This is a genomic window from Paenibacillus sp. JT31N11 (assembly GCF_056269285.1).
This window is the reverse complement of record NZ_JBWDNQ010000001.1, coordinates 677,506-696,071: the sequence shown is the minus strand read 5'-3', so window position 1 is coordinate 696,071 and position 18,566 is coordinate 677,506. Positions and strand designations below refer to the sequence as shown.

Annotated in this window: 13 protein-coding genes; all 13 read right to left on the bottom strand. The window is 53.3% G+C overall.

What is annotated here, in order from left to right; genetic code table 11:
• Positions 1-81 precede the first annotated feature (81 nt).
• Positions 82-1,230, bottom strand: coding sequence for a sn-glycerol-1-phosphate dehydrogenase (locus tag AC0YNV_RS03130; protein ID WP_475765745.1), 1,149 nt, complete (start codon positions 1,228-1,230; stop codon positions 82-84).
• Positions 1,227-2,036: an HAD-IIA family hydrolase gene (locus AC0YNV_RS03125; protein ID WP_475767277.1), complete on the bottom strand. Its 810-nt coding sequence runs from the start codon at positions 2,034-2,036 to the stop codon at positions 1,227-1,229. The genes AC0YNV_RS03130 and AC0YNV_RS03125 overlap by 4 nt, the downstream gene beginning before the upstream one ends.
• A 343-nt stretch (positions 2,037-2,379) precedes the next feature.
• Positions 2,380-2,805 (bottom strand): DUF1284 domain-containing protein, encoded by a 426-nt coding sequence (locus tag AC0YNV_RS03120; RefSeq protein ID WP_210039411.1) that lies wholly within the window; start codon positions 2,803-2,805, stop codon positions 2,380-2,382.
• A 131-nt stretch (positions 2,806-2,936) separates the two neighbouring features.
• Positions 2,937-3,758: a phytanoyl-CoA dioxygenase family protein gene (locus AC0YNV_RS03115; RefSeq protein WP_475765743.1), complete on the bottom strand. Its 822-nt coding sequence runs from the start codon at positions 3,756-3,758 to the stop codon at positions 2,937-2,939.
• 45 nt (positions 3,759-3,803) lie between these two features.
• Positions 3,804-5,999: a heparinase II/III family protein gene (locus AC0YNV_RS03110; protein WP_475765742.1), complete on the bottom strand. Its 2,196-nt coding sequence runs from the start codon at positions 5,997-5,999 to the stop codon at positions 3,804-3,806.
• 20 nt (positions 6,000-6,019) lie between these two features.
• A complete protein-coding gene (locus AC0YNV_RS03105) occupies positions 6,020-7,732 on the bottom strand; it encodes a family 78 glycoside hydrolase catalytic domain (RefSeq protein WP_475765740.1) in 1,713 nt (570 codons plus the stop codon).
• Between the two features lie 104 nt (positions 7,733-7,836).
• On the bottom strand, positions 7,837-9,525 hold the full coding sequence (locus tag AC0YNV_RS03100) for a type 2 periplasmic-binding domain-containing protein (protein ID WP_475765739.1): 1,689 nt from the start codon (positions 9,523-9,525) through the stop codon (positions 7,837-7,839).
• A 219-nt stretch (positions 9,526-9,744) separates the two neighbouring features.
• On the bottom strand, positions 9,745-10,668 hold the full coding sequence (locus AC0YNV_RS03095) for a carbohydrate ABC transporter permease (protein WP_210039416.1): 924 nt from the start codon (positions 10,666-10,668) through the stop codon (positions 9,745-9,747).
• Positions 10,669-10,740: 72 nt separating this feature from the next.
• Positions 10,741-11,703, bottom strand: coding sequence for an ABC transporter permease (locus AC0YNV_RS03090; protein WP_210039417.1), 963 nt, complete (start codon positions 11,701-11,703; stop codon positions 10,741-10,743).
• Positions 11,704-12,142: 439 nt separating this feature from the next.
• A complete protein-coding gene (locus tag AC0YNV_RS03085) occupies positions 12,143-13,300 on the bottom strand; it encodes a trans-sulfuration enzyme family protein (RefSeq protein ID WP_475765736.1) in 1,158 nt (385 codons plus the stop codon).
• Positions 13,301-13,358: 58 nt separating this feature from the next.
• Entirely contained in the window at positions 13,359-15,275 is a 1,917-nt protein-coding gene (locus tag AC0YNV_RS03080; protein WP_475765735.1) for a heparinase II/III domain-containing protein, read from the bottom strand.
• The gene (gene bglB, locus AC0YNV_RS03075) at positions 15,272-16,375 is read right to left on the bottom strand and encodes a beta-galactosidase BglB (protein WP_475765733.1); all 1,104 of its coding nucleotides are present in this window, start codon (positions 16,373-16,375) and stop codon (positions 15,272-15,274) included. The genes AC0YNV_RS03080 and bglB overlap by 4 nt, the downstream gene beginning before the upstream one ends.
• 102 nt (positions 16,376-16,477) lie before the next feature.
• Complete coding sequence (locus AC0YNV_RS03070; protein WP_475765730.1) at positions 16,478-18,274, bottom strand: sensor histidine kinase; 1,797 nt, start codon at positions 18,272-18,274, stop codon at positions 16,478-16,480.
• Positions 18,275-18,566: the final 292 nt, after the last annotated feature.

The following is an 18,566-nucleotide window of genomic DNA, read 5'->3' as shown; positions in this document are numbered from 1 at the left end:
GGATAAGGGAGCAAATCCTGGGAATCCGATAGAAGGCCTAACTGCGCATGCAGAAGCAATTCCGCCTGCTCGACTGGTTAGTCAACGGTTTTCCAGTTCATTGTAGGCCTTGAGCAGCGTACGGCGTTCAGGCCTGACATGATGGGCTTCGCGCAGGCTGCGTTCAAGCAGCTCCCTGCTTACGGAGAGCTCCTCCACGGACAGCGGACCGCCAACTTGCCGCAATAACTCTTTGAGCGCCCCGGCCCGCGGGATCTGTGCGATTTCCTGCATAATTTCGCTCCAACCGGCAATAATTCGCCTGCTTTGGTTCGCATGCTCCCCTACCGTGTTCCTGTGCCACAGCTCCGGCCCCGATTCCGCAAGCTTGTGGTACAGCTGGCTGATCTCCATGCAGGCGACGCCTACTTTGGCGCCGTGCAGCAGCTGCCTGCGTCCAAGGCGGATATATTCCATCTCCCAATAATGCGAGAGATGATGCTCTGCCCCTGATGCCGGGTGGGATTGACCGAACTGCAGCATGGCAAGTCCGGAATCGATCAGGGAGCGGATCAGAATCTGGATGCCTTCCTGCTGTCTGTCTGCAATAAGCTGTGCATGATTGACGCATTCCATGAGAGCGGACCGCGTCTTATCCGCAGCGGCTTGCAGATAGGGCTCGTCGGCGGTGATCGTTCCGAACCGCCAATCGAACAATGAAGTGTATTTGCCCAGCATATCGCCGAAGCCTGCAGCCACCATGGCAGGCGGCGCCTGGACCAGGATGTCGAGATCGGCAAAGATTGCATCCGGGCCAATGGCTGGAATCGTTTTTTTCTCGCCCCTGATGATAATCGGGGCGCCCTTGGAATTGAACCCGTCGACGGACGGAGCCGTCGGCACGGAGATAAAAGGAATCCCTGTCGTATAAGCGGAATAACGGACAATATCATGCAGGGTCCCACCGCCTACCGCTATGACTGCCTGTGCATGATGGCGTTGAATATCCAGAATCAGCTGAATGAGCGATACTTCATCGGCGATCACATCATCCTGGGCATCCGGCTTGATGAAGGTAATGTGGACCTTATTGCCCGACCGTGTGAGCGACGAGGCCAATGCCTCGCCCGCCGCCTTATAGGTTGCCAAGTCGGCAGCGAGAACCACCTGATGGTGCGATTTCTGTTCCAGATAGGCAGCAACTTCCCCGGCAGCGCCGGGATGAATTCGAATGAGATCCAGTTCTGTCATCGTTGTAATCCCTTCTCCGCCGCGGCCAGAATGGATGTCACATCGGCCAGCGAGGGCCAGATCCAGTCCGGCTGAATATGGCTTGCCTCCGCTTCCTCCATGCTCACCGAGCCTGTCAGAACCAGAGCGGTTTGCATGCCTGCTTTCTTGCCAAGCCGGATATCCGACTCCAGACTGTCTCCGATTACGAGACAACGCTCGGGCGGAAGCTGCAGAACGTTCAATGCGGCTTCGGCCATCAGCTGCGAGGGTTTGCCGATCACGATATCGACCTCTCTTCCTGTTGCCGATACAATCGCCCCGATCATCCCCGCCACATCGATGGAGTCGCCGTCATCCCGAGGAAACGTCTTGTCTGCGTTCGTCGCGATAATTCTGGCGCCATGTCTCACAGCGCGAAAGGCATCATTCAACTCCTCATAGGTTAATGTCTCGTGGAGGGTAATAACCAGCCACTCCGCAAGCTCCGGCCTTTCCGCCATCAGAATATCCCCAGCCTCCAATTCATCCTTCAGACCTTGATCGCCCAATACCCACACGGGGGAGCTTTCGTAATAGTCCTTGAGAAACCGGGCTGTTACCGTCGAGGTCAGAAGGATTTCTTCCTCGTCGATATCAAGACCAAGCCTGCCAAGCTTGTCATGGCACATTTTCCGGGAGATATTCCCGCGATTGCTCAGAAAGACGATGCGCTTGCCGAGTTGTTTCAGCATGGCGACGGCTTCTGCTGCTCCATTGATCAAATTCGAGCCCTTATAGACCGTCCCGTCCAAATCAATAACAAATCCCTCTATGCTTGTTTTCATCATCCGTTTCCAGCCTTTCACGAGCATGGCTTGCTCATCTGCATACTTCTTCCAATTGCGCGGATTCAAGCGTTATATTTGCTTACTTATGCTCTCTTTTGCTCAAGTTCACTATAAAGTTATACTGTTATGCGAATGTCATCAGCATGTTTAGAATATGTAAATTTGCACCGGCCACCAACCCTCATGGTCTTCAGCGTGCAGTATGCCTGACTTTCCGGCCGCAATAAAAAAACCGAAGCCCCAAGCGGCTTCGGTTCATCACTGCGTGTTTATGCAATTATAGTGTGCTCGTCTTTGCAGCTTTGTATTGCGCAATTAATCAGCTGTTTTACATTTGCGATCATTGCAGATTGCCGACGGCGGGCAGAGGCCTGCCTTCCGCTATATATTGTACGCCTTCCTGACAGACGCCATAGGATTGCCAAGGACAGCTGGTGCACAAATGTCCGATGTCCGCTGGCACCACCTCCTGCGATATCCGGTCGCATACCTCCCGCCAGCTGAGGCTCTCTCCCGTCTTAAACCCAAGCTTGGCCAGAACGGCATCATCCAGCTGATGAACAGTTCCGCTGCAATGATTCAATTCGTCCGGCGGGTACGCCCGGCATATGTCGTCCGGACCGGTTACAAGCTCCACCACTGAGTCCGGCTCGGTCCGCAAAGTCTCATATATAGCTGTCATATTCGTGCAGAAATCCGCAGAATAGCCCATGCCACGATACCCGAGAAGGCATAGCAAGTGATGTCCGCGCAATCGGATCGCCATCGTCCCCAACTCCCCCTGCCCATGATTGTTCATATGTTAACCATTATAACAGAAGAGAGGTTAACCTATCATATGGAATTTTTCTGGGAGCAGAAGCAAGCGCGGACTTTCTGAGAACTTTTCAACAGTATTCAGTGCGGAGCTCCTTCAAATTCATTCCCGCAGGCTCCCGGACTTTCTGTTTTCGCCCTGTTAACGACCTCACCCTGCCTATTATATAAATCATCATGTATATGATAGCCGATGCGAAGCGTGGACGACCCGACATAATGACAAATAAAAGAACGCCGGAAACGCTCAGCAGACCGGTTGGGATACGATCCGTGAATGGTGCTGCCATTGAAAAACAGCACATCGCCCGCATCCATGTCCACAGGCACAATCCTGCCGCCCTCCGGCAGATTGACCTCATCGCGAAAATAGGAAAGCGCGGGATCCGCCTCATGCGGGCATTCGATATCCAGATTCTGCGTCCGGGGTACGATAACCAGGCCGCCGTTCTCCTGATCAGCCGGATCGATTGCGGTCCAGGCTGCAATGCACGTCCCCGGCTCCACGCGCAAATAGTAATTGTCCTGATGCAGCGCCTGCCCTCTGCCGCCGGGCGGTTTGAAGTAGAACATGCTCTGCGCCGCCAGCGCCTCTTCCTGGAACAGCTCCTTCAGCAAAGCCATGACCGGAGGATGCAGCATATAACTCTTGGCTCTGCCGATTACCCTGTGCGGATACAAAATCCGCGGAAACAGCTTCAGCGGATCGCCCTTGGCCTCCTCCGGCGAAGCGGGCTCGAAATATCCGGAAAGCACGCCTTCTGCCTGTATGCGCATGAACGTCTCTTTAATCTCGGCAATCTCGTCTGGCTGAAACAAACCTTTGGCGATCAGATAACCTTCTTCATGAAACTGTTTTTTCTCCGCTTCGCTCAAGTAATACCTGTCGTTTCCCGCTGACATTCAATCACCCTCCATTCACCCTTTTGCCTGTTGCCCTTTACTGCGTCAGCCGAAGCTCCCGTCCCAGGCTCTCCATTTATGGTCGGCCGTGCGAAAGGATGAGCTGTGGAACTGATAGGAAGACATCTGCGGCGTTCTGAACAAGGAAGCTCCATCATATAAAATGCCGCAGCCGTTGACGAAGCCATACCTGCCCGGTCCTGACGGCCCCTGGCGGACAAAGGAAAAATCGGCATCGGTATGAATCGGACCGTAATCCAGCCTGCTCCGGTCCCATTCGTATTTGGGAAAATCCCTGCTGCCGCTGATCAGCCCCTTATCCAGATCCAGCTTGTATGCCAGATGACAAGTCCTGCCATCCGCCTCATACTGAAGCGATAAGCAATCCTTCTCCTGCGTGAGCCGGATAATCTTCACCCTGCGCTTCAGCCGGGCCGATTGCTCATCCAGTGCGAAAGGGGTAAGCACAGTGACAAAGCAGTTCATCGTTCCGGCCCGGACCTGGCTGCTGTCCAGTTCATAGACCATCTCACTGTCCGCATAACATCTGCGGATCGTTTCGTGCCCCATCTGCCGGCCGCTTCCCGGGAACTCGATCAGCAGTGCCAGCTCCTTCCGGTTGATGATGGGATTTGTGTCGCCAGGATGCTGATGGATATGCTTCACCTGACCGGTATACCAGCCATCGCCGGCCTCCAGCACCGCGCCCGGATGCCACAGATTGGCCGTACTGAGCTGCTGGCTGCCCAGCGACTTCGTCCAATCCACCACAATGATTACGCCTTCCTCCTTCAAATAAGTCACCGCCCGGTCCCATATCACACCGTGATAGGGATCCGTCACCCGGGTCCGGCTGTAAACCAGCTCCTCAAAGGTCTGAAAATGCAGCTTCTCCGCTGCCACACGCCTGTACGTACCGTCATCGTGGATAAAATCATAGAGGGAGCCGTCCGCATCCCGCTCGCCTTCCCGGAACACCAGCCGGTTATGATAAAGATCGGCGCGGTATTTGCCATTGGGAGCGGAATCGCGGTAACCTCCGTCATGTAATAAAATATGCGGCCCGCGGGCAAAAAACACGATGGAATTCTCATCCGCATGTCCATGGTGAGCCTTTTCTGCCGGCGCCTGAATCGTCCGCCGCAAATATTCCCTGGCGACATAGGCATAATCGCCTTCATCGCGATAGTTAAGCAGGAGATACGTGGAATCCTCCTCCCAGCCGTCGCGGAAGGCGACTTTCTTCCCGATCACATCCTCCAGCACCAGCTCGCTCTGCCAATCCGGCTTGACCGGCTCAAGCCCATCATCCGCCCAGAGACAGGCATTTGAGAAATAAGCGGCAAGATAGACGGAGGGCGGCCCCTCCTGATGGGACAGCGCATAGTCCCAGATTTTGCGGGCGGCATATTTCATATGACCGCATCTGTATACAGCAGCCCCTTTCTCCAGACAGGCCAGCCACAAATACCAGAACGAATTGTAATGGGCGTCTCCGAAATCCGGCAGCTGACCATAGGGCGTCAAGATATGCGTGATGTAATCAAAATAATACCTTGTCTGCGGCTTCGCATAATAGTCCGCTTCCTTGTCTGTATGCTGCGCAACCATGATGCAGGATCCAAGCCACAGAGGCAAATACAGCTCGGCATCCTCGATAGACCAGCCGCCCATGGACTCCTGGGCCAGGTAATCGCGAAGCTTCGCCCATTCCCGCGTTTCTTCCGTATCGCCCAGCGCCGCAACCGCCAGAGAAACCGTGAAGGCCCGTAGCATGGAGCGGTTATGCGCCCCCCACTCCGGATAATGCATGACGGCTTGCACGGAGCTGCGGATAGAATCCTCTATCTGGCGCTTGTCCTCCCGGGAGAGCAGCGCCGAATCCTTCATAAACAAATACCCCTGGATGTAATGGGTCCCCTGGAACATTGGATCAAACGATGTGATGCCCTTCTCATATTCCGGATGTCGGTCCCGGAGAGAGTCCGGGACAATCTCCTTGAACGACTCGATGGCGAGCAGCATTTGTCTTGCCTGCACCCCGTACTCATTCTCGCCGGTAATATGATACAGAAAACCTTCGGTCTGCGCCTGGATAGCCAGGTTTCCCGGAGGGATGTACATGCCGAGAAACTGGTCGGGACGATACGATTCCCGCCAATGCGAAATAGCGGCCTCGTACTGCTTCCTCCCCTCCAGAACCGCCTTCTTGATGTAGTCCAGATACGTTTGCTTGTTCATACCAGGCTCCTCTCTTCAAGTTAAGAAACAACAAACTGATATTGTCCCGATCCCGCATGCAGAAGAAGATGATCCGGCTGTTCTCCGGCAACGGCAATGCCCTCGGCCTGCGCCAGTTCCGCTCCGTTCTCAAGCACCTGCTGCCCCGGAAGCCGCGGAATCCGTATAGTCGCGGTCGTGTTGGCAGGAATGCGGACATGCATATGCAGCTCCGATCCGTTGACCCGCCAATTGCAGACGATCGGTCCCCGGACGGATTCGTAGAGGCAGTTCACATAATCAAGCCCGCCGCCAATCCGGGGATGAATACAGATATGCTTATAGCCCGGCTGCTCCTCATCCAGATCAATCCCGCCGACGAACCGGTAGATCCATTCGCCTACAGAACCCAGTGCATAATGGTTGAAGGAATTCATTCCCGGCCTTTGAAAACCCTTCGCTTCCGTCCAGCCATCCCAGCGTTCCCAGATCGTCGTATCCCCGTCATCATCGCTGCTTATTTCCGCATAACGAAATCCATGCAGCGTAAAATGAGGCTCATAAATCTCCCCCTCCGGACTGCCCTTCAGCACATAAGTGTCAATCTGCCTGGATAAACGCAGATTCTCCGTATAGAGTCTGCCTTGCGCATCCAGAGCTTCCCCATGACGCAGTATAATGGTGGTTCCGGTAATCCCGCGCATTAGAATCCGCAAATAACCTACCATGTTCTGTCCCATATCCACGATCCGGCTGCCGCTTTCCATCACCGTCATCGACACAGGCGCAAGCTTCTTCACACTGCGGATTGGCGGACACAGACCCGATACGATCCGGCCTTTATAATCGTAGAAAATATCCGCTTTGCTCCAGGCCGAATCATCATAGCCCCGGTCCTCCCATCCGGGCATTTCAAGCCGGGCGTCATAAGTCTCCCCCATATGAAAATCGGTTGCCAGCAGCGGACCGAACGAAGCCTTCCATGAGGGCCCGGAAACGACCGATTGCGAAGAACCGTCTTCATAGTCCACATTCAACTGCAGCAGAATGCGCGGATCCTTGCCGTAGCGCTGGTAGCCATACATGCCGATATAGCCGGAATACCAGCCATGTCCGAGCAGAACACCCAGCGCATTCTCGCCACCGGCAAGCGCTGCGGTCACATCGTAAGCCTGGTACTGGAGGCGGATATTGTAATCCGTCCATTCCGGCGCGAGGATGTCTTCCCCGATGCGGCTTCCATTGACATAGAGCTCGTAAGCGCCAAGAGCCGCCGCATACAGCACCGCTTTCCGGATCTGCCGGCGGGCCTCGAAGGTTCCGCGCAAATAAACGGCCGGCTTGGGCCGTTCATGAGTCGGCTGATGGCCTGATTTCAGACCGATCCATTTGCCCTGCCATTCCTTGCGGGAGAGCAGCCCCATGGACCAATGGGCCGTCCCGCTCCATGGCGATTCCTGCCCTGCCTGATCCCAGACCTTCACCTTCCATACATATTCGCAGCCGGAAGTCAGCTCCCGGCCTTCATATGGAATGGGATTCGACAGATCCGACTGGACCCTGCCGCTGTCCCACATATCTCCGATATCCTGTTCCAGCTGCTGCCGGCTTGATGCCGCCAGAATGCGGTAAGCGGTTTGGCCCGAGCCGCGTCCGGCTGAATCCAGCATCCAGCCGAGCCTCGGCTCCGGGACATCGATTCCGGCCGGGTTCAGCAGGTATTCGGCGCGGAGATTATATGCATGCAAAACCATTCGCTTTTCCTCCTTCAGCCTGATTCTCTTCTTCACCGTGCTTCGATGCGAAGAGACCGCTTAAGAAGTCAGCGGTCTCACGGCACTTTCCTGCATGACGGCGATTACGGCTGGTAGTTGACTTTTTTGTAGGCTTCCGTTAATTCGTTGTCGTATTCTTCACCGCCAAGCTTTTTCCAGCCTTCGATCATGGCATCGTATTCTTTGTCCGGATCGGAGGAAACGATGATCTTGGTTATCGATTCATTGATGAATTTCTTGATTGTTTCCTGATTTTTCTGCGCAAACGGCCTTGGATCCGTAATCTCAACCGTCTTCGGCGTGTATTTGGCAAAAATATCATTATATTTGGTGTTCACGGCCGCATAATATTCAGGATCGAACAGCTTGCCTTTCTCGCCCAGTATTTTCAAGGTGTCATAAGAGCTTAACGGCTGTCCCTGCTGGATAATCGCGAGATCCCCGCTTCCGGCATACCATGTCACTTCCCTTGCGTTTTTCTCGGGATCGATCGGTATTTGAATGCCATCGGCATCAAGGGTGTAGTGCGTTCCTTCAATGCCGGATTGCAGGGTCTTGATGACTTCGGGATCCGCCATCCAGTTCAAATATTTCATCGCGGCAATCGCTTGTTCCTCTTTGCTCGCTTTGGGCACCATTATGAACATCCCGTAGTCCGCAGCGCCCCCGGCATATTGTTTGCCATCCGAGCTGATGAGCGGGTCGATCGGCATCCATCTGGCGTCCGGCACCGCTTTCATCGTAGAGTCGGTCAATGCCCAGCCGGAGTCATTGTTCTCCATGAAGCCGGCCACGCCTTGAGCAATATATTGATTAAGCTGCTGATTGTTCACATCCGTACCGAACTCTTTGGGGATCAAACCTTCCACGTAAAGCTTGTTCAGGAATTTGAACATATCCCGGGCGCCCGGCGCAGCAATATTGGAGATGAACTTGTCATTCTCCCATACCCCTCCTGCCAGGTCCGTACCGTTGCTCATCAGCTTCGGATTAATCCCGAATGCCGAGGACAGCGCATACATGAATGCTTTGCCGATAGCCGGAAAGGCGTAAGGCACGACTTTGTCCTTGCCTACGTTGCCGGGATCCTTTTCCTTGAACGCTTTGAGCACCTGATAGAGCTCATCGACAGTCGTCGGCGCCTTCATATTCAGTTTATCCAGCCAGTCCTGGCGGATTTTGAAAACCGCTCCGACATTCGGGTTCGCTCTGAGCGCCGTAATGGCAAAGCGTTTGCCTTCGTAGGTGCCGGCTTGATCCAGCGCTTTTTGATTATTCGCGGTAATCTGCGGACCGTACTCCTTCAGCAGATCGTCCAGCTCCCAGATCCCGCCCTGCTGGGCATACTTGAAGAGCGTATTGGTGTCATAGGTGAATATAATATCCGGCGCCTCACCGGAGGCAAGCCAGACATTCAGTTTATTCTCGGCTTCCGCCCGTGCAACAGGCACCATCTCCAGGTCGATGCCAAGCGGCTTCACCTGCTCCTGGGCCCATTTGACAAGCGGAGCATCTGTCAGCTTCATGCCCTCCGGTGCGTTCCCGCGATCATAAATCATAACGCGCAGCTTGACCTGCTTGACGGGCTCATCCGAAGGCTCCGGCGCATCCGCGCCCCCTGTGTTTGTGTTGGTCTGCTCCGGCGTGGTTGCAGCTCCGGAGCTGGTATTCCCTTCGTTCTTGCCCGAATTCGAGCATGCGGCCAGCAGCAGAAGCGTGAACACCAGGAAGCATGTCAGGCTGATCCTGACCCCTTTACGTACATTGACCATTGTCTTTCCTCCTCATGAATTTGGTAAAAACATCATTTCATCTGCCTACTGCCACAGAAGTAATCAAATATAAGAAAGTATTAGACTCCATCATACTTTGCTTATATTTCTGAGGAAGAATCCTGACTCTGCCTCAAAGGACGTCGAGAGCCGTTTCTTCTTATATGAGACGGATGGCTCTTGGGGGAGCTGTCCGGTCCTGCCGGGCGTATCGGGAGGTTACCCTTTTACAGAGCCAAGAAAGGAGCCTTTGACAAAATATTTTTGCAGGAACGGATATACGATCAGAATCGGCACCGTCGCGAAGATGGCTGTGGCGGCTTTTAAGGATTCCTCAATGACCTGAAGCTTGCCCTGCTGCTGCATGACTTCAAGCGAGGTATCCATTTGCGAGAGGAGCAAAATGTTGCGCAATCGTACCTGCAGCGTAAACAGATCGGAGTTGTCGATCAGAATAATCGCGTTCATGTAGCTGTTCCAGTGTCCAACCGCATAGAACAGGCCGATTGTCGCCATTACGGCCCCGGAGAGCGGCAGCACGATGCGCAGCATGTAGCGGATATTTCCGCATCCGTCCATAACGGCGGCCTCGCGCAGCTCCTCCGGCATATTTTGAAAGAAGGATTTCATTATGATGACATTAAACGCGCTGATTGCGCCGGGAATCATAAGGGCCCAGAGGGTATTGAGCATGCCCAAATATTTGATGAGCAGGTAGCCGGGAATAAGCCCCCCGCTGAACATCATCGTGAATATCATATAGTTCATGAAATATTTGCGCCCAACCAGATCCTTGCGGGAAAGCGGATACGCCGTAAGAATCGTGAACACCATATTGATCGTTGTCCCGACCGCCGTAACGTAAATGGTGACCAGCAGCGAACGGATGACGTTATTGTCCCAGAACACCGATTTCATGGCATCCAGCTGAAAATCAACCGGCCACAGGATAACCTTGCCTGACTGAATGGCATGGCTGCTGCTGAAGGCATTGGCAAAGGTATTGATGAAAGGAAAGATACAGACAAAAGCGATGATCGTAATCAAAGAATAGTTGATGACATGGAACGAAACGTCCCAGAACGAGTATTTTCGCGTCCGGCGATATTTGTTTTTACCTGTAGACTCCGCTTGCTCTGCCATAGGCTCACTCCTTTATACGACTTGATTCCAGTTCCATAAATGTTCCAAAAATTCCGGTTGCCGCCCGCTCACTTACCAGATTCCTTCGCGGCCCATCTTATTGGCCGCATAGTTTGCAGCAATGATCAGCATCAGGTTAACGACCGATTGCACCATCCCGATTGCAGTCGTCAGACCGAATCCGCCCTGCCTGATTCCAAGATCGTATATATAGGTGCTGAGAACATCAGCGACATCCATGACCAGCGGGTTCATTAAGGCATAAGGCTGCTCGAAGCCGATGGATACCATGTGGCCGACATTCAGAATGAGCAGAATAATGACGGTTGGCATGATGCCGGGAATGGTGATATTGATCATTTTCTTCCATCTGCCTGCTCCGTCAATCGAGGCCGCTTCGTACAAGTGAGGATCAAGCGTCGTCATGGCTGCCAGATAAATAATCGTTCCCCAGCCAACTCCGCTCCAGATGCCGGAACCGACAAAGACGCTGACCCACCAGTTGTTGCTGGCCATAAAATAAATCGGCTCCATGCCCATCCACTGCAGCACCTGGTTAACGATGCCGTACTTGGGCGAAAGCAGCGCATAGATCATCCCGCCCATCAGCACCCAGGACATAAAATGCGGCAGGTACAGCAGCGATTGCGAAATCCGCTTGAAGTATTTGTTCCGGACTTCGTTGAGCATGATGGCCAAAATAATCGGAGCCGGGAATCCGAACACCAGCCCCAGCACATTGAGCATCAGTGTGTTCCGTACGATTTTATAGAAATCCGGCAGATTGACCATATCCCTGAACGATTGAAAATGGTTCCACGGACTTTCCAGTACGCCCTTGAACATGTTGTAGTCCTTGAAGGCAATCAGAAGACCGAACATCGGTATATAGGCAAATATAAAGAAGAAGATTAAACCGGGGCTCAAGCAGATATAGAGGTCGAGATTTTTCCGTATTCTTTTCCACAGAGAACTCTGTTTACTCGCAGCTATGCCCAGTGGCAGCTCAGTATTTGCTTTTGTTTGCGCTTCCATAGAATTCCTGCCTTCCTGATAGGATAGTCTTATTGTAAAGCCTGCCGTGAGCGTTTTAAATGAGTCTATCTTTACATTTTATTAGTTTTCTTGCTGTGAGCTGCGCATGCGGAAAATGTCTTTCGATATGCGCAGGGTGTTATAAGCGGGTTTAGGTTTACCGCTTGCCACTTGTCGAAAAAGCTGTTATATCCCTGAATTTTTGGTTTATGGATGGTCTGGTGCAAAGCCATAGACGGTATGGGTTGTGGACAGCTTTGTCACCTTGGTTCAAAACCAACCACGGTATAAATGTGGCTGGTTTTGAACCCTATCTGTTAGATTCGGGGTAGAAAGGTCGAAAGTTGATGCTTCCGAGGCAGCTTTCTTGCAGAAAGCTTTGGGCTTACGCTTCTTCAAACTGTCTCCACCTGCTGCGACTGTTAATCGCCGGCCTTCTCTACACGCCGGTGATTTTGTTTAATGAGGCATCCAAATCCTCCATCAGCGAGTCCGCATTTTCCAGCCCGATCGAGATTCGCACCAGGCCCCGAGGGATGCCGCTCTCCCTGGATGCTGCTTCGCTCAGCCATAGGCCGGGCGAGTTAATCAGACTTTCGAATCCGCCCCAGCTTGGTCCCTCCTCGAACAGCCGCAGCCGCTTCATGAAGCCCGTAATCTGCTCCCGGTCTCCCCTCGGCACGATGCTGAACAGACCCGAGTTTCCGGACATCTGACTCTTCGCCAGCTCATACTGCGGATGGCTCGCAAGTCCCGGATAAAGCACGCGCTCCACCATGGGATGCCCCTCCAGAAATGCGGCCACCTTCCCGGCATTCTCCTGATGCTGGCGCATTCGGACAGGCAGGGTCCGAAGACCACGGATCAGCAGCCAGGCCTGATGGGGATCCATCACAGCGCCGAACATCCCCCGCTCCCGGTGGGTGATTTCTTCCATAAGCGTCTTTCGGCCGATCATCACGCCCGCAAGAATATCGCTGTGCCCGCCCATATATTTGGTGGCGGAGTGTACAACAATATCGATCCCGCAGGCAATCGGATTCTGATAGAGCGGAGTTGCCCATGTATTGTCGACGATAGTCACAATCCCTCTGGCTTTGGCAATGCCCGCAATGGCCTTCAGATCCTGCAGCGTAAACACATTCGATAAAGGCGTTTCCAGATAGATCGCCTTGGTGTGGGGACGAAGCGCCGCTTCAATCTCATCCATGCTCTCGCCGGATACGAATGTTGTTTCGATGCCGAACTTCGTCATATAGGATTCCAGAAACCCCTTCGTCGGCGGATAGACATTCCGTGGACAGATGATATGGCTGTCTTTCTCCAATACGCTCATCAGCGCTGCCGTAATGGCAGCCATACCGGACGAGAAGCATCTGGCCTCCTCCCCTTCCTCCAGTGCAGCGATCTTCTTCTCCGCGATCTCGGTTGTCGGGTTGGACACGCGTGTGTAAGTATAACCATGGTTGATCGTTTTGCGTGTGAACAGCGAGTTTTGGAAAATAGGGGGCACAATGGCTCCCAGATACCGGTCGTAATCATCGCCATAATGCGTGCATATCTCTTCCTTGGTGTAAGCAGATCTGTTATCGTCCATTGTTCCACTTCCCTCCGCGAGAAAGGCGCCCGAGTTGATCCGGGACGCCTTCTTCCTGTCATTTCATATGCAATTGTAAGGAATCGTTGATCCTGCTCGAAAAGCTGTATTCCGCTTTATAAGCCGCAGCGGTGCCGCGCCGTCTGACCATGACGCCCCAGCGCATTACATCAAGCCGGTGCTCATATCCCCTGAACAGATATACGGTTGTACCCGGACTGCCCTCCATCTTCAGGGTCAGCTGTTTATCGGCCATCGTCCAGCTTACTTCCCAGTCGCTGTCCGTATCGCAGACCATGGTTTCCAGCATGAGCTGATAGCCATCCGCATCGCCTGGCGGGTCGGTTTCGCTAAAGTTCAGGTCCGATTGCGGCTCGCCGGAGCAGTGGAACAGCCAGTCGAAGACATGCTCCTCTTCATGTCCCGGCGCAGGGATCACCTGAAACTCGTCCTCCAGCCGGTCTTCATGAAGCTGGAGACGGCGGGTGTAATGTATGCCGTCATAGACATCATCGGCCGCCACCCTGCAGCTGCTGTTCTCCCTGTCGAATTCCTCGATACGGCCCACCGGCCGGTTCGGCTGATTCAGCTTGTCGACCATGACTGAATTATGGGCGATTGTTTTGCGCTGCCATTCACGGAACAAGTCTGAGCCGTAACCGCTGTTGGAAATATCCCGGGAGATGACTTCGTCCTTATAGAACAGCTCAAAGTTCATAATGTCGGCATGGGAATGGCCCCGCAGAACAAATCCATATTTGAGGAAGACAGAGGCATCTCCATTTTGCAGCAGGGCAAAATGGATATCCGGATCCACCCGGGACTCTGCGTCTGGCAGTCCTTTTCCGCGAAGCTCCCCGTCGAACCGTTCCTCCTCCCAATTCCTGCCGAACAGCAGTCTGGATACGCCGCCGATATTGGCATCTGCCCTGCCGATATCCTCCTCGTCGTAGCATTGGGCAAGGGCATAACGATAAGCGGCTTCATCATGGATATTGCGAATCCATTCATATTGATGGGCATAGTTGCCGAACTTCAGCAGCGGCCAGCCATCATTCGGGTTCGGAAATTCGCCGTTCGGGAAGGCATACATGACCGGATACCGGTACATTCTCAGCAGGGCATCTTCCATCTCGGGAAATTCATAGCCATAAAGTTTGCAGAAAGCCAGATAGTAGGTCATCCCTTCCGCGCAGTAGAAATGATAATGGAAGGAGGCTTCATACCAGAAGCCCTGGGGAAGCAGGCCGTCGGACAGCTTTTTCTTGATCCCGTATTCGCCCTCCGCAGCCAGCTCGCACCATTTGCGCTCATTGAAGAACAGGCCGATCATACCCGCCGCCGCTTTCATCCAGCAAATAATATTCGGTGTGACACCGACCTTCTCGATCAGAAACTCGGCCTCGGGAAGGAAGAAGCGGCGCTTGTACGTCTCCAGCTCATCCATCGTAAATTCATCCCGCACCAGCTCCATGCCGTTGAGCAGCCATATCACGCATACCCCGTCCGTCAGATCCGTACCGGAGAAACGCCCTTCCTGTCTTGGCGGTGTCCGGACGCTGAAGCAGCCATAATTGTCACTGAAGAAGCTGAGCACCTTGCGGATAAACGCCATGTAGGCAGAACCGCCGTACAGGTTGTGCAGCACGGCTGCCGAAAACACCTGCGAGCATACGTTTGCGCGGTACATATAGCACCAGGCATCATCCACCTCCTGGGCTGCGCGCAGGCGGCCGCAGCCGCTGCATTTATGCTCATGCGGCTTCTCCGGATCAAAGATAAGCGCAGCAAAGCATTGGTCGCAGAAATAATGATGGCCCCAGCCGGCAACCCGGGAGGCATCGTCCTCGTAGCGGGCGACCCATTGGTCGGTGACCGGCTTCATCCTGTCTACGATCTGGCGGGCCCATGAATGCGTTTTGATTTTATCCCGCACGACCTGCCAGTCCTCTACCAGATTCATCGTATCCTTCATTCGGCTGTTCTCCTCTCGGGCTCAAGCTGCCGATCCCGGTGCTTCAGGCTCTCCACCAGCATCAATAACGTCATTGCCTGTCCATAAGGCATCGGGCAGACCGAAATATCCTTGTAATCCTGCATTGTATCGCCGACACAGGTGCCGTAGGAAACCTCCTGCACCATGCCCTCACTGTCGATGCGGCTCATTACCGCCTGCATCGCCTTCAGCCCGACTTCGCGGTATTTGGCCGGCAGATAGCCCTTGCGCACCGCTTTCAGAATCCCGTAAGCGAAACCCGCTGTCGCCGAGCTCTCTACATAGGAGCTTGAATCGTCAAGCAGCGTATGCCACATGCCCTCTTCCGTCTGCAGGCTGGCGAGCGTCCCGACCTGCCGCTCCAGCGAAGTAACCAGGAACTTTCTCACCCCTCCCGGGACCGGCACGATATCCAGATAATCCACCAGACCAGCGGTATACCAGGCATTCCCGCGTCCCCAGAGGGCTCCGGCAAAATGATTGTTCTCCATAAAAGTCCAGCCATGATAGAACAGGCCGGTGCGGACATCGGTCAAATATTTGAGGTGGACGAGAAACTGGTGCATGCTCTCCTGCACATAATCGTCCCGGCCCAGCAGCACGCCCATCCGCCCCAGAAACAGCACGGTCATATACAGCGTATCGTCCCATAGCTGGCCTTCATTCGCGCTCGTTACAGTCAGATGGGAGATTCCGTCCTCCGGCGTGCGCGGCATGTCTTCCTGGACATATTCGGCCCATTCCCGGCATATTTCCAGATAATCCGGCCGCCTGAGCTCTTCATAAAGATAACTCATCGTCAGCAGCGGGCACATCGTATTGACATTTTTGCCCGGCAGTCCCTTCGCAATATGGCGGTCAAACCACGCTGTCAGTTCGTCCAGGATTTCTTTCCTGCCGGTTTCCTTGTAATACAGATAAAGAGCGAACAGGCCGACGCCCTGAGACCAGTCCCACACATCCATCGAGATGATGCTGTCCTTGACGTTCTCCTTGATGGTCGGCTTCAGGTTCCTCATGCCATGCAGTACGTGATCGATCATGCCCTCAATTTCGGCCCTTGTTAAAGCCCCGATCATTCATCCCACTCCCTTCAACGCTTGATCTACTCCCATTTTACAAGAAATGCAAGCGTTTACTATTGGAGATTCTTGCGTTTATATTAGCTATTTTGACACGGGTCAAGAGGATTTCTCCTCACTTTCGTGCAGTACAGGCAGCCTTATCCGGATCTTCGTTCCCTCACCGACGGCGCTGTTTATAGTCAGGCCGTATTGATCGCCGTACAAGATCCGGATCCGTTTATGGATGCTGATGATGCCTACATTGGTATGCCTGTTTTTCTCCAGATAGTGACCGTACAGCTCGGGGGCCAGCAGCCGCTCGACCATTTCGGATTCCATCCCGACGCCGTTGTCACTCACTTCGATCAGCAGATCGCCCTGCTCGGACCAGCAGTCTATCTCGATGATGCCTTTGCCCGGCTTCTCCTCGATACCGTGAATAATAGAATTCTCGATTAGCGGCTGCAAGATGAATTTGGGCACGCGGGAATCCATCAGCCTCTCGTCAAACCGGTAAATCACCTCGATTTTGTCCCCGTAGATGATTTTGTGGATGGACAGATAGCTCTGGATAAAAGCAATCTCCTCCTGCAGCGCCAGCACATCCCCCTTCTTGCCGATGCTTTCGCGCAGCAGCTTGCCCAGCAGATAAACCATCTCGCCGATCTCGTCCTCGCCTTTGATTTTGGCCATGCTGTATATCGATTCCAGCGTGTTGTAGAGAAAATGGGGGTTCATCTGCGCCTGCAGCGCCTTGTACTCAAACTGCAGCGTCCGGTACTCCGCTTTCTGCTTCAGCAGCTTCTCCCGGTAGACCGAATTGAACAGGTCGTTGATCTTCTCGGCCATGGAGTTGAATTTGGCGGCAAGCAGCCCCACCTCGTCACGGCTTTTTGGCACAATGACGTGATGATTGAAATCCAGCGAGAAGCTGGACATGCTCTGCAGCAGCAGCCTGATATTCGCCGTAATGTTCTTGGAGATGAACGCCGCCATCAGAAAAGCGATAAACAGCGACACCAGAATGGTGCTGATGGTCCAATATTTGATGCTGTCGGTGCCCCGGGTCAACTGGCCGACATCGATGATCTGAACGATTTTCCATTTGTCGTACACGGTTGAGATCAGCGTGGAAATATAATGCCGGCCGCCGAACGTAAATCCATTTTTGGCTGAATCAAACAGGTACAGCTTGTTCTCCAGATAATATCGGGCGAGCTCCGTAGTGTCCTTCTCCCCCGGCACAAACAGCTCATTATTTTCATTCAAAATCAGAATATCGCCGTCCATCAGCGTATGGACATTGGTGATGATGCTGTTGACATAGCTGCTCTCAAGGCCGATCGCGATCAGTCCGATATATTTGTAGGTGCTGATATCATAAAGCGCCCGGGCCATAAATATGGTGCCGTTATCGCCCTGAAACCAGGCTGCTTTCCCCCGTTTATCGCGGATGCTGTCCATATCAAGCCGCTCCATGAGCTTCTCGTTGTAGTTCTGGAACATATTGCGTTCAATCGAATACTGCTTGTCGTTGACATCGAGGATCAGTACGGATAAGAACGTATCCTTGGTAAACAGCAGCTCGCTGAGAAAATCCGTCACATATTTGTCTCTTACATAGATTTCCTCTGCCGTGACCGCCTTCTGGCCCAGCTTTTCATTCAGACTGGAATTACGGAACTGCTGAAACGCGACTTCTTCAATATCCGTCGTGCGCTTCTCCAGATTGATGCCGATCTGGCCGATCAGATACTCCGAGAATTCCCCCGAATTCCGCTTGATTGCCCCGACGGAGACAAAATAGTTGATCCCGCTGATCATGAGCACCGTAACCAGGATGATCGCCGTAAACGAGATCAGAAATTTGGTTCTCAGCTTGGCATTGATAAAATAATTGATGATGGTGCGCAACAGCGCCACCCCCGGCTGAAGAATATGAATCCAGGCAGCGGCTGCTGCCGCTTTCCTGTACGAAATTGTTCGGCTGGCTTGGTACGAATAATTACCACGCATTCCATGTAAACGTTATCATTTATCTGGATTGTTTGTCATTGAGATTCGATAGTTATAAACCTGTGGCGGGTATGGACGGAACAGTGCAGTCCTGAGAGGTAATTCCGGTGCCTCGCACTAGGTGCGACTAATAGATCAAATATTCATAATAATACATTGACGAGGTACATTCGGTACTCTGCCCGAGGTT

Excerpts from the sequence above, each read along its gene's own strand:
- AC0YNV_RS03105 (WP_475765740.1), bottom strand. The coding sequence starts at position 7,732 with ATGGTTTTGCATGCATATAATCTCCGCGCCGAATACCTGCTGAACCCG.
- AC0YNV_RS03120 (WP_210039411.1), bottom strand. The coding sequence starts at position 2,805 with ATGGCGATCCGATTGCGCGGACATCACTTGCTATGCCTTCTCGGGTAT.
- AC0YNV_RS03110 (WP_475765742.1), bottom strand. The coding sequence starts at position 5,999 with ATGAACAAGCAAACGTATCTGGACTACATCAAGAAGGCGGTTCTGGAG.
- AC0YNV_RS03130 (WP_475765745.1), bottom strand. The coding sequence starts at position 1,230 with ATGACAGAACTGGATCTCATTCGAATTCATCCCGGCGCTGCCGGGGAA.
- AC0YNV_RS03100 (WP_475765739.1), bottom strand. The coding sequence starts at position 9,525 with ATGGTCAATGTACGTAAAGGGGTCAGGATCAGCCTGACATGCTTCCTG.
- AC0YNV_RS03080 (WP_475765735.1), bottom strand. The coding sequence starts at position 15,275 with ATGAAGGATACGATGAATCTGGTAGAGGACTGGCAGGTCGTGCGGGAT.
- AC0YNV_RS03125 (WP_475767277.1), bottom strand. The coding sequence starts at position 2,036 with ATGAAAACAAGCATAGAGGGATTTGTTATTGATTTGGACGGGACGGTC.
- bglB (WP_475765733.1), bottom strand. The coding sequence starts at position 16,375 with ATGATCGGGGCTTTAACAAGGGCCGAAATTGAGGGCATGATCGATCAC.
- AC0YNV_RS03095 (WP_210039416.1), bottom strand. The coding sequence starts at position 10,668 with ATGGCAGAGCAAGCGGAGTCTACAGGTAAAAACAAATATCGCCGGACG.
- AC0YNV_RS03085 (WP_475765736.1), bottom strand. The coding sequence starts at position 13,300 with ATGGACGATAACAGATCTGCTTACACCAAGGAAGAGATATGCACGCAT.
- AC0YNV_RS03090 (WP_210039417.1), bottom strand. The coding sequence starts at position 11,703 with ATGGAAGCGCAAACAAAAGCAAATACTGAGCTGCCACTGGGCATAGCT.
- AC0YNV_RS03115 (WP_475765743.1), bottom strand. The coding sequence starts at position 3,758 with ATGTCAGCGGGAAACGACAGGTATTACTTGAGCGAAGCGGAGAAAAAA.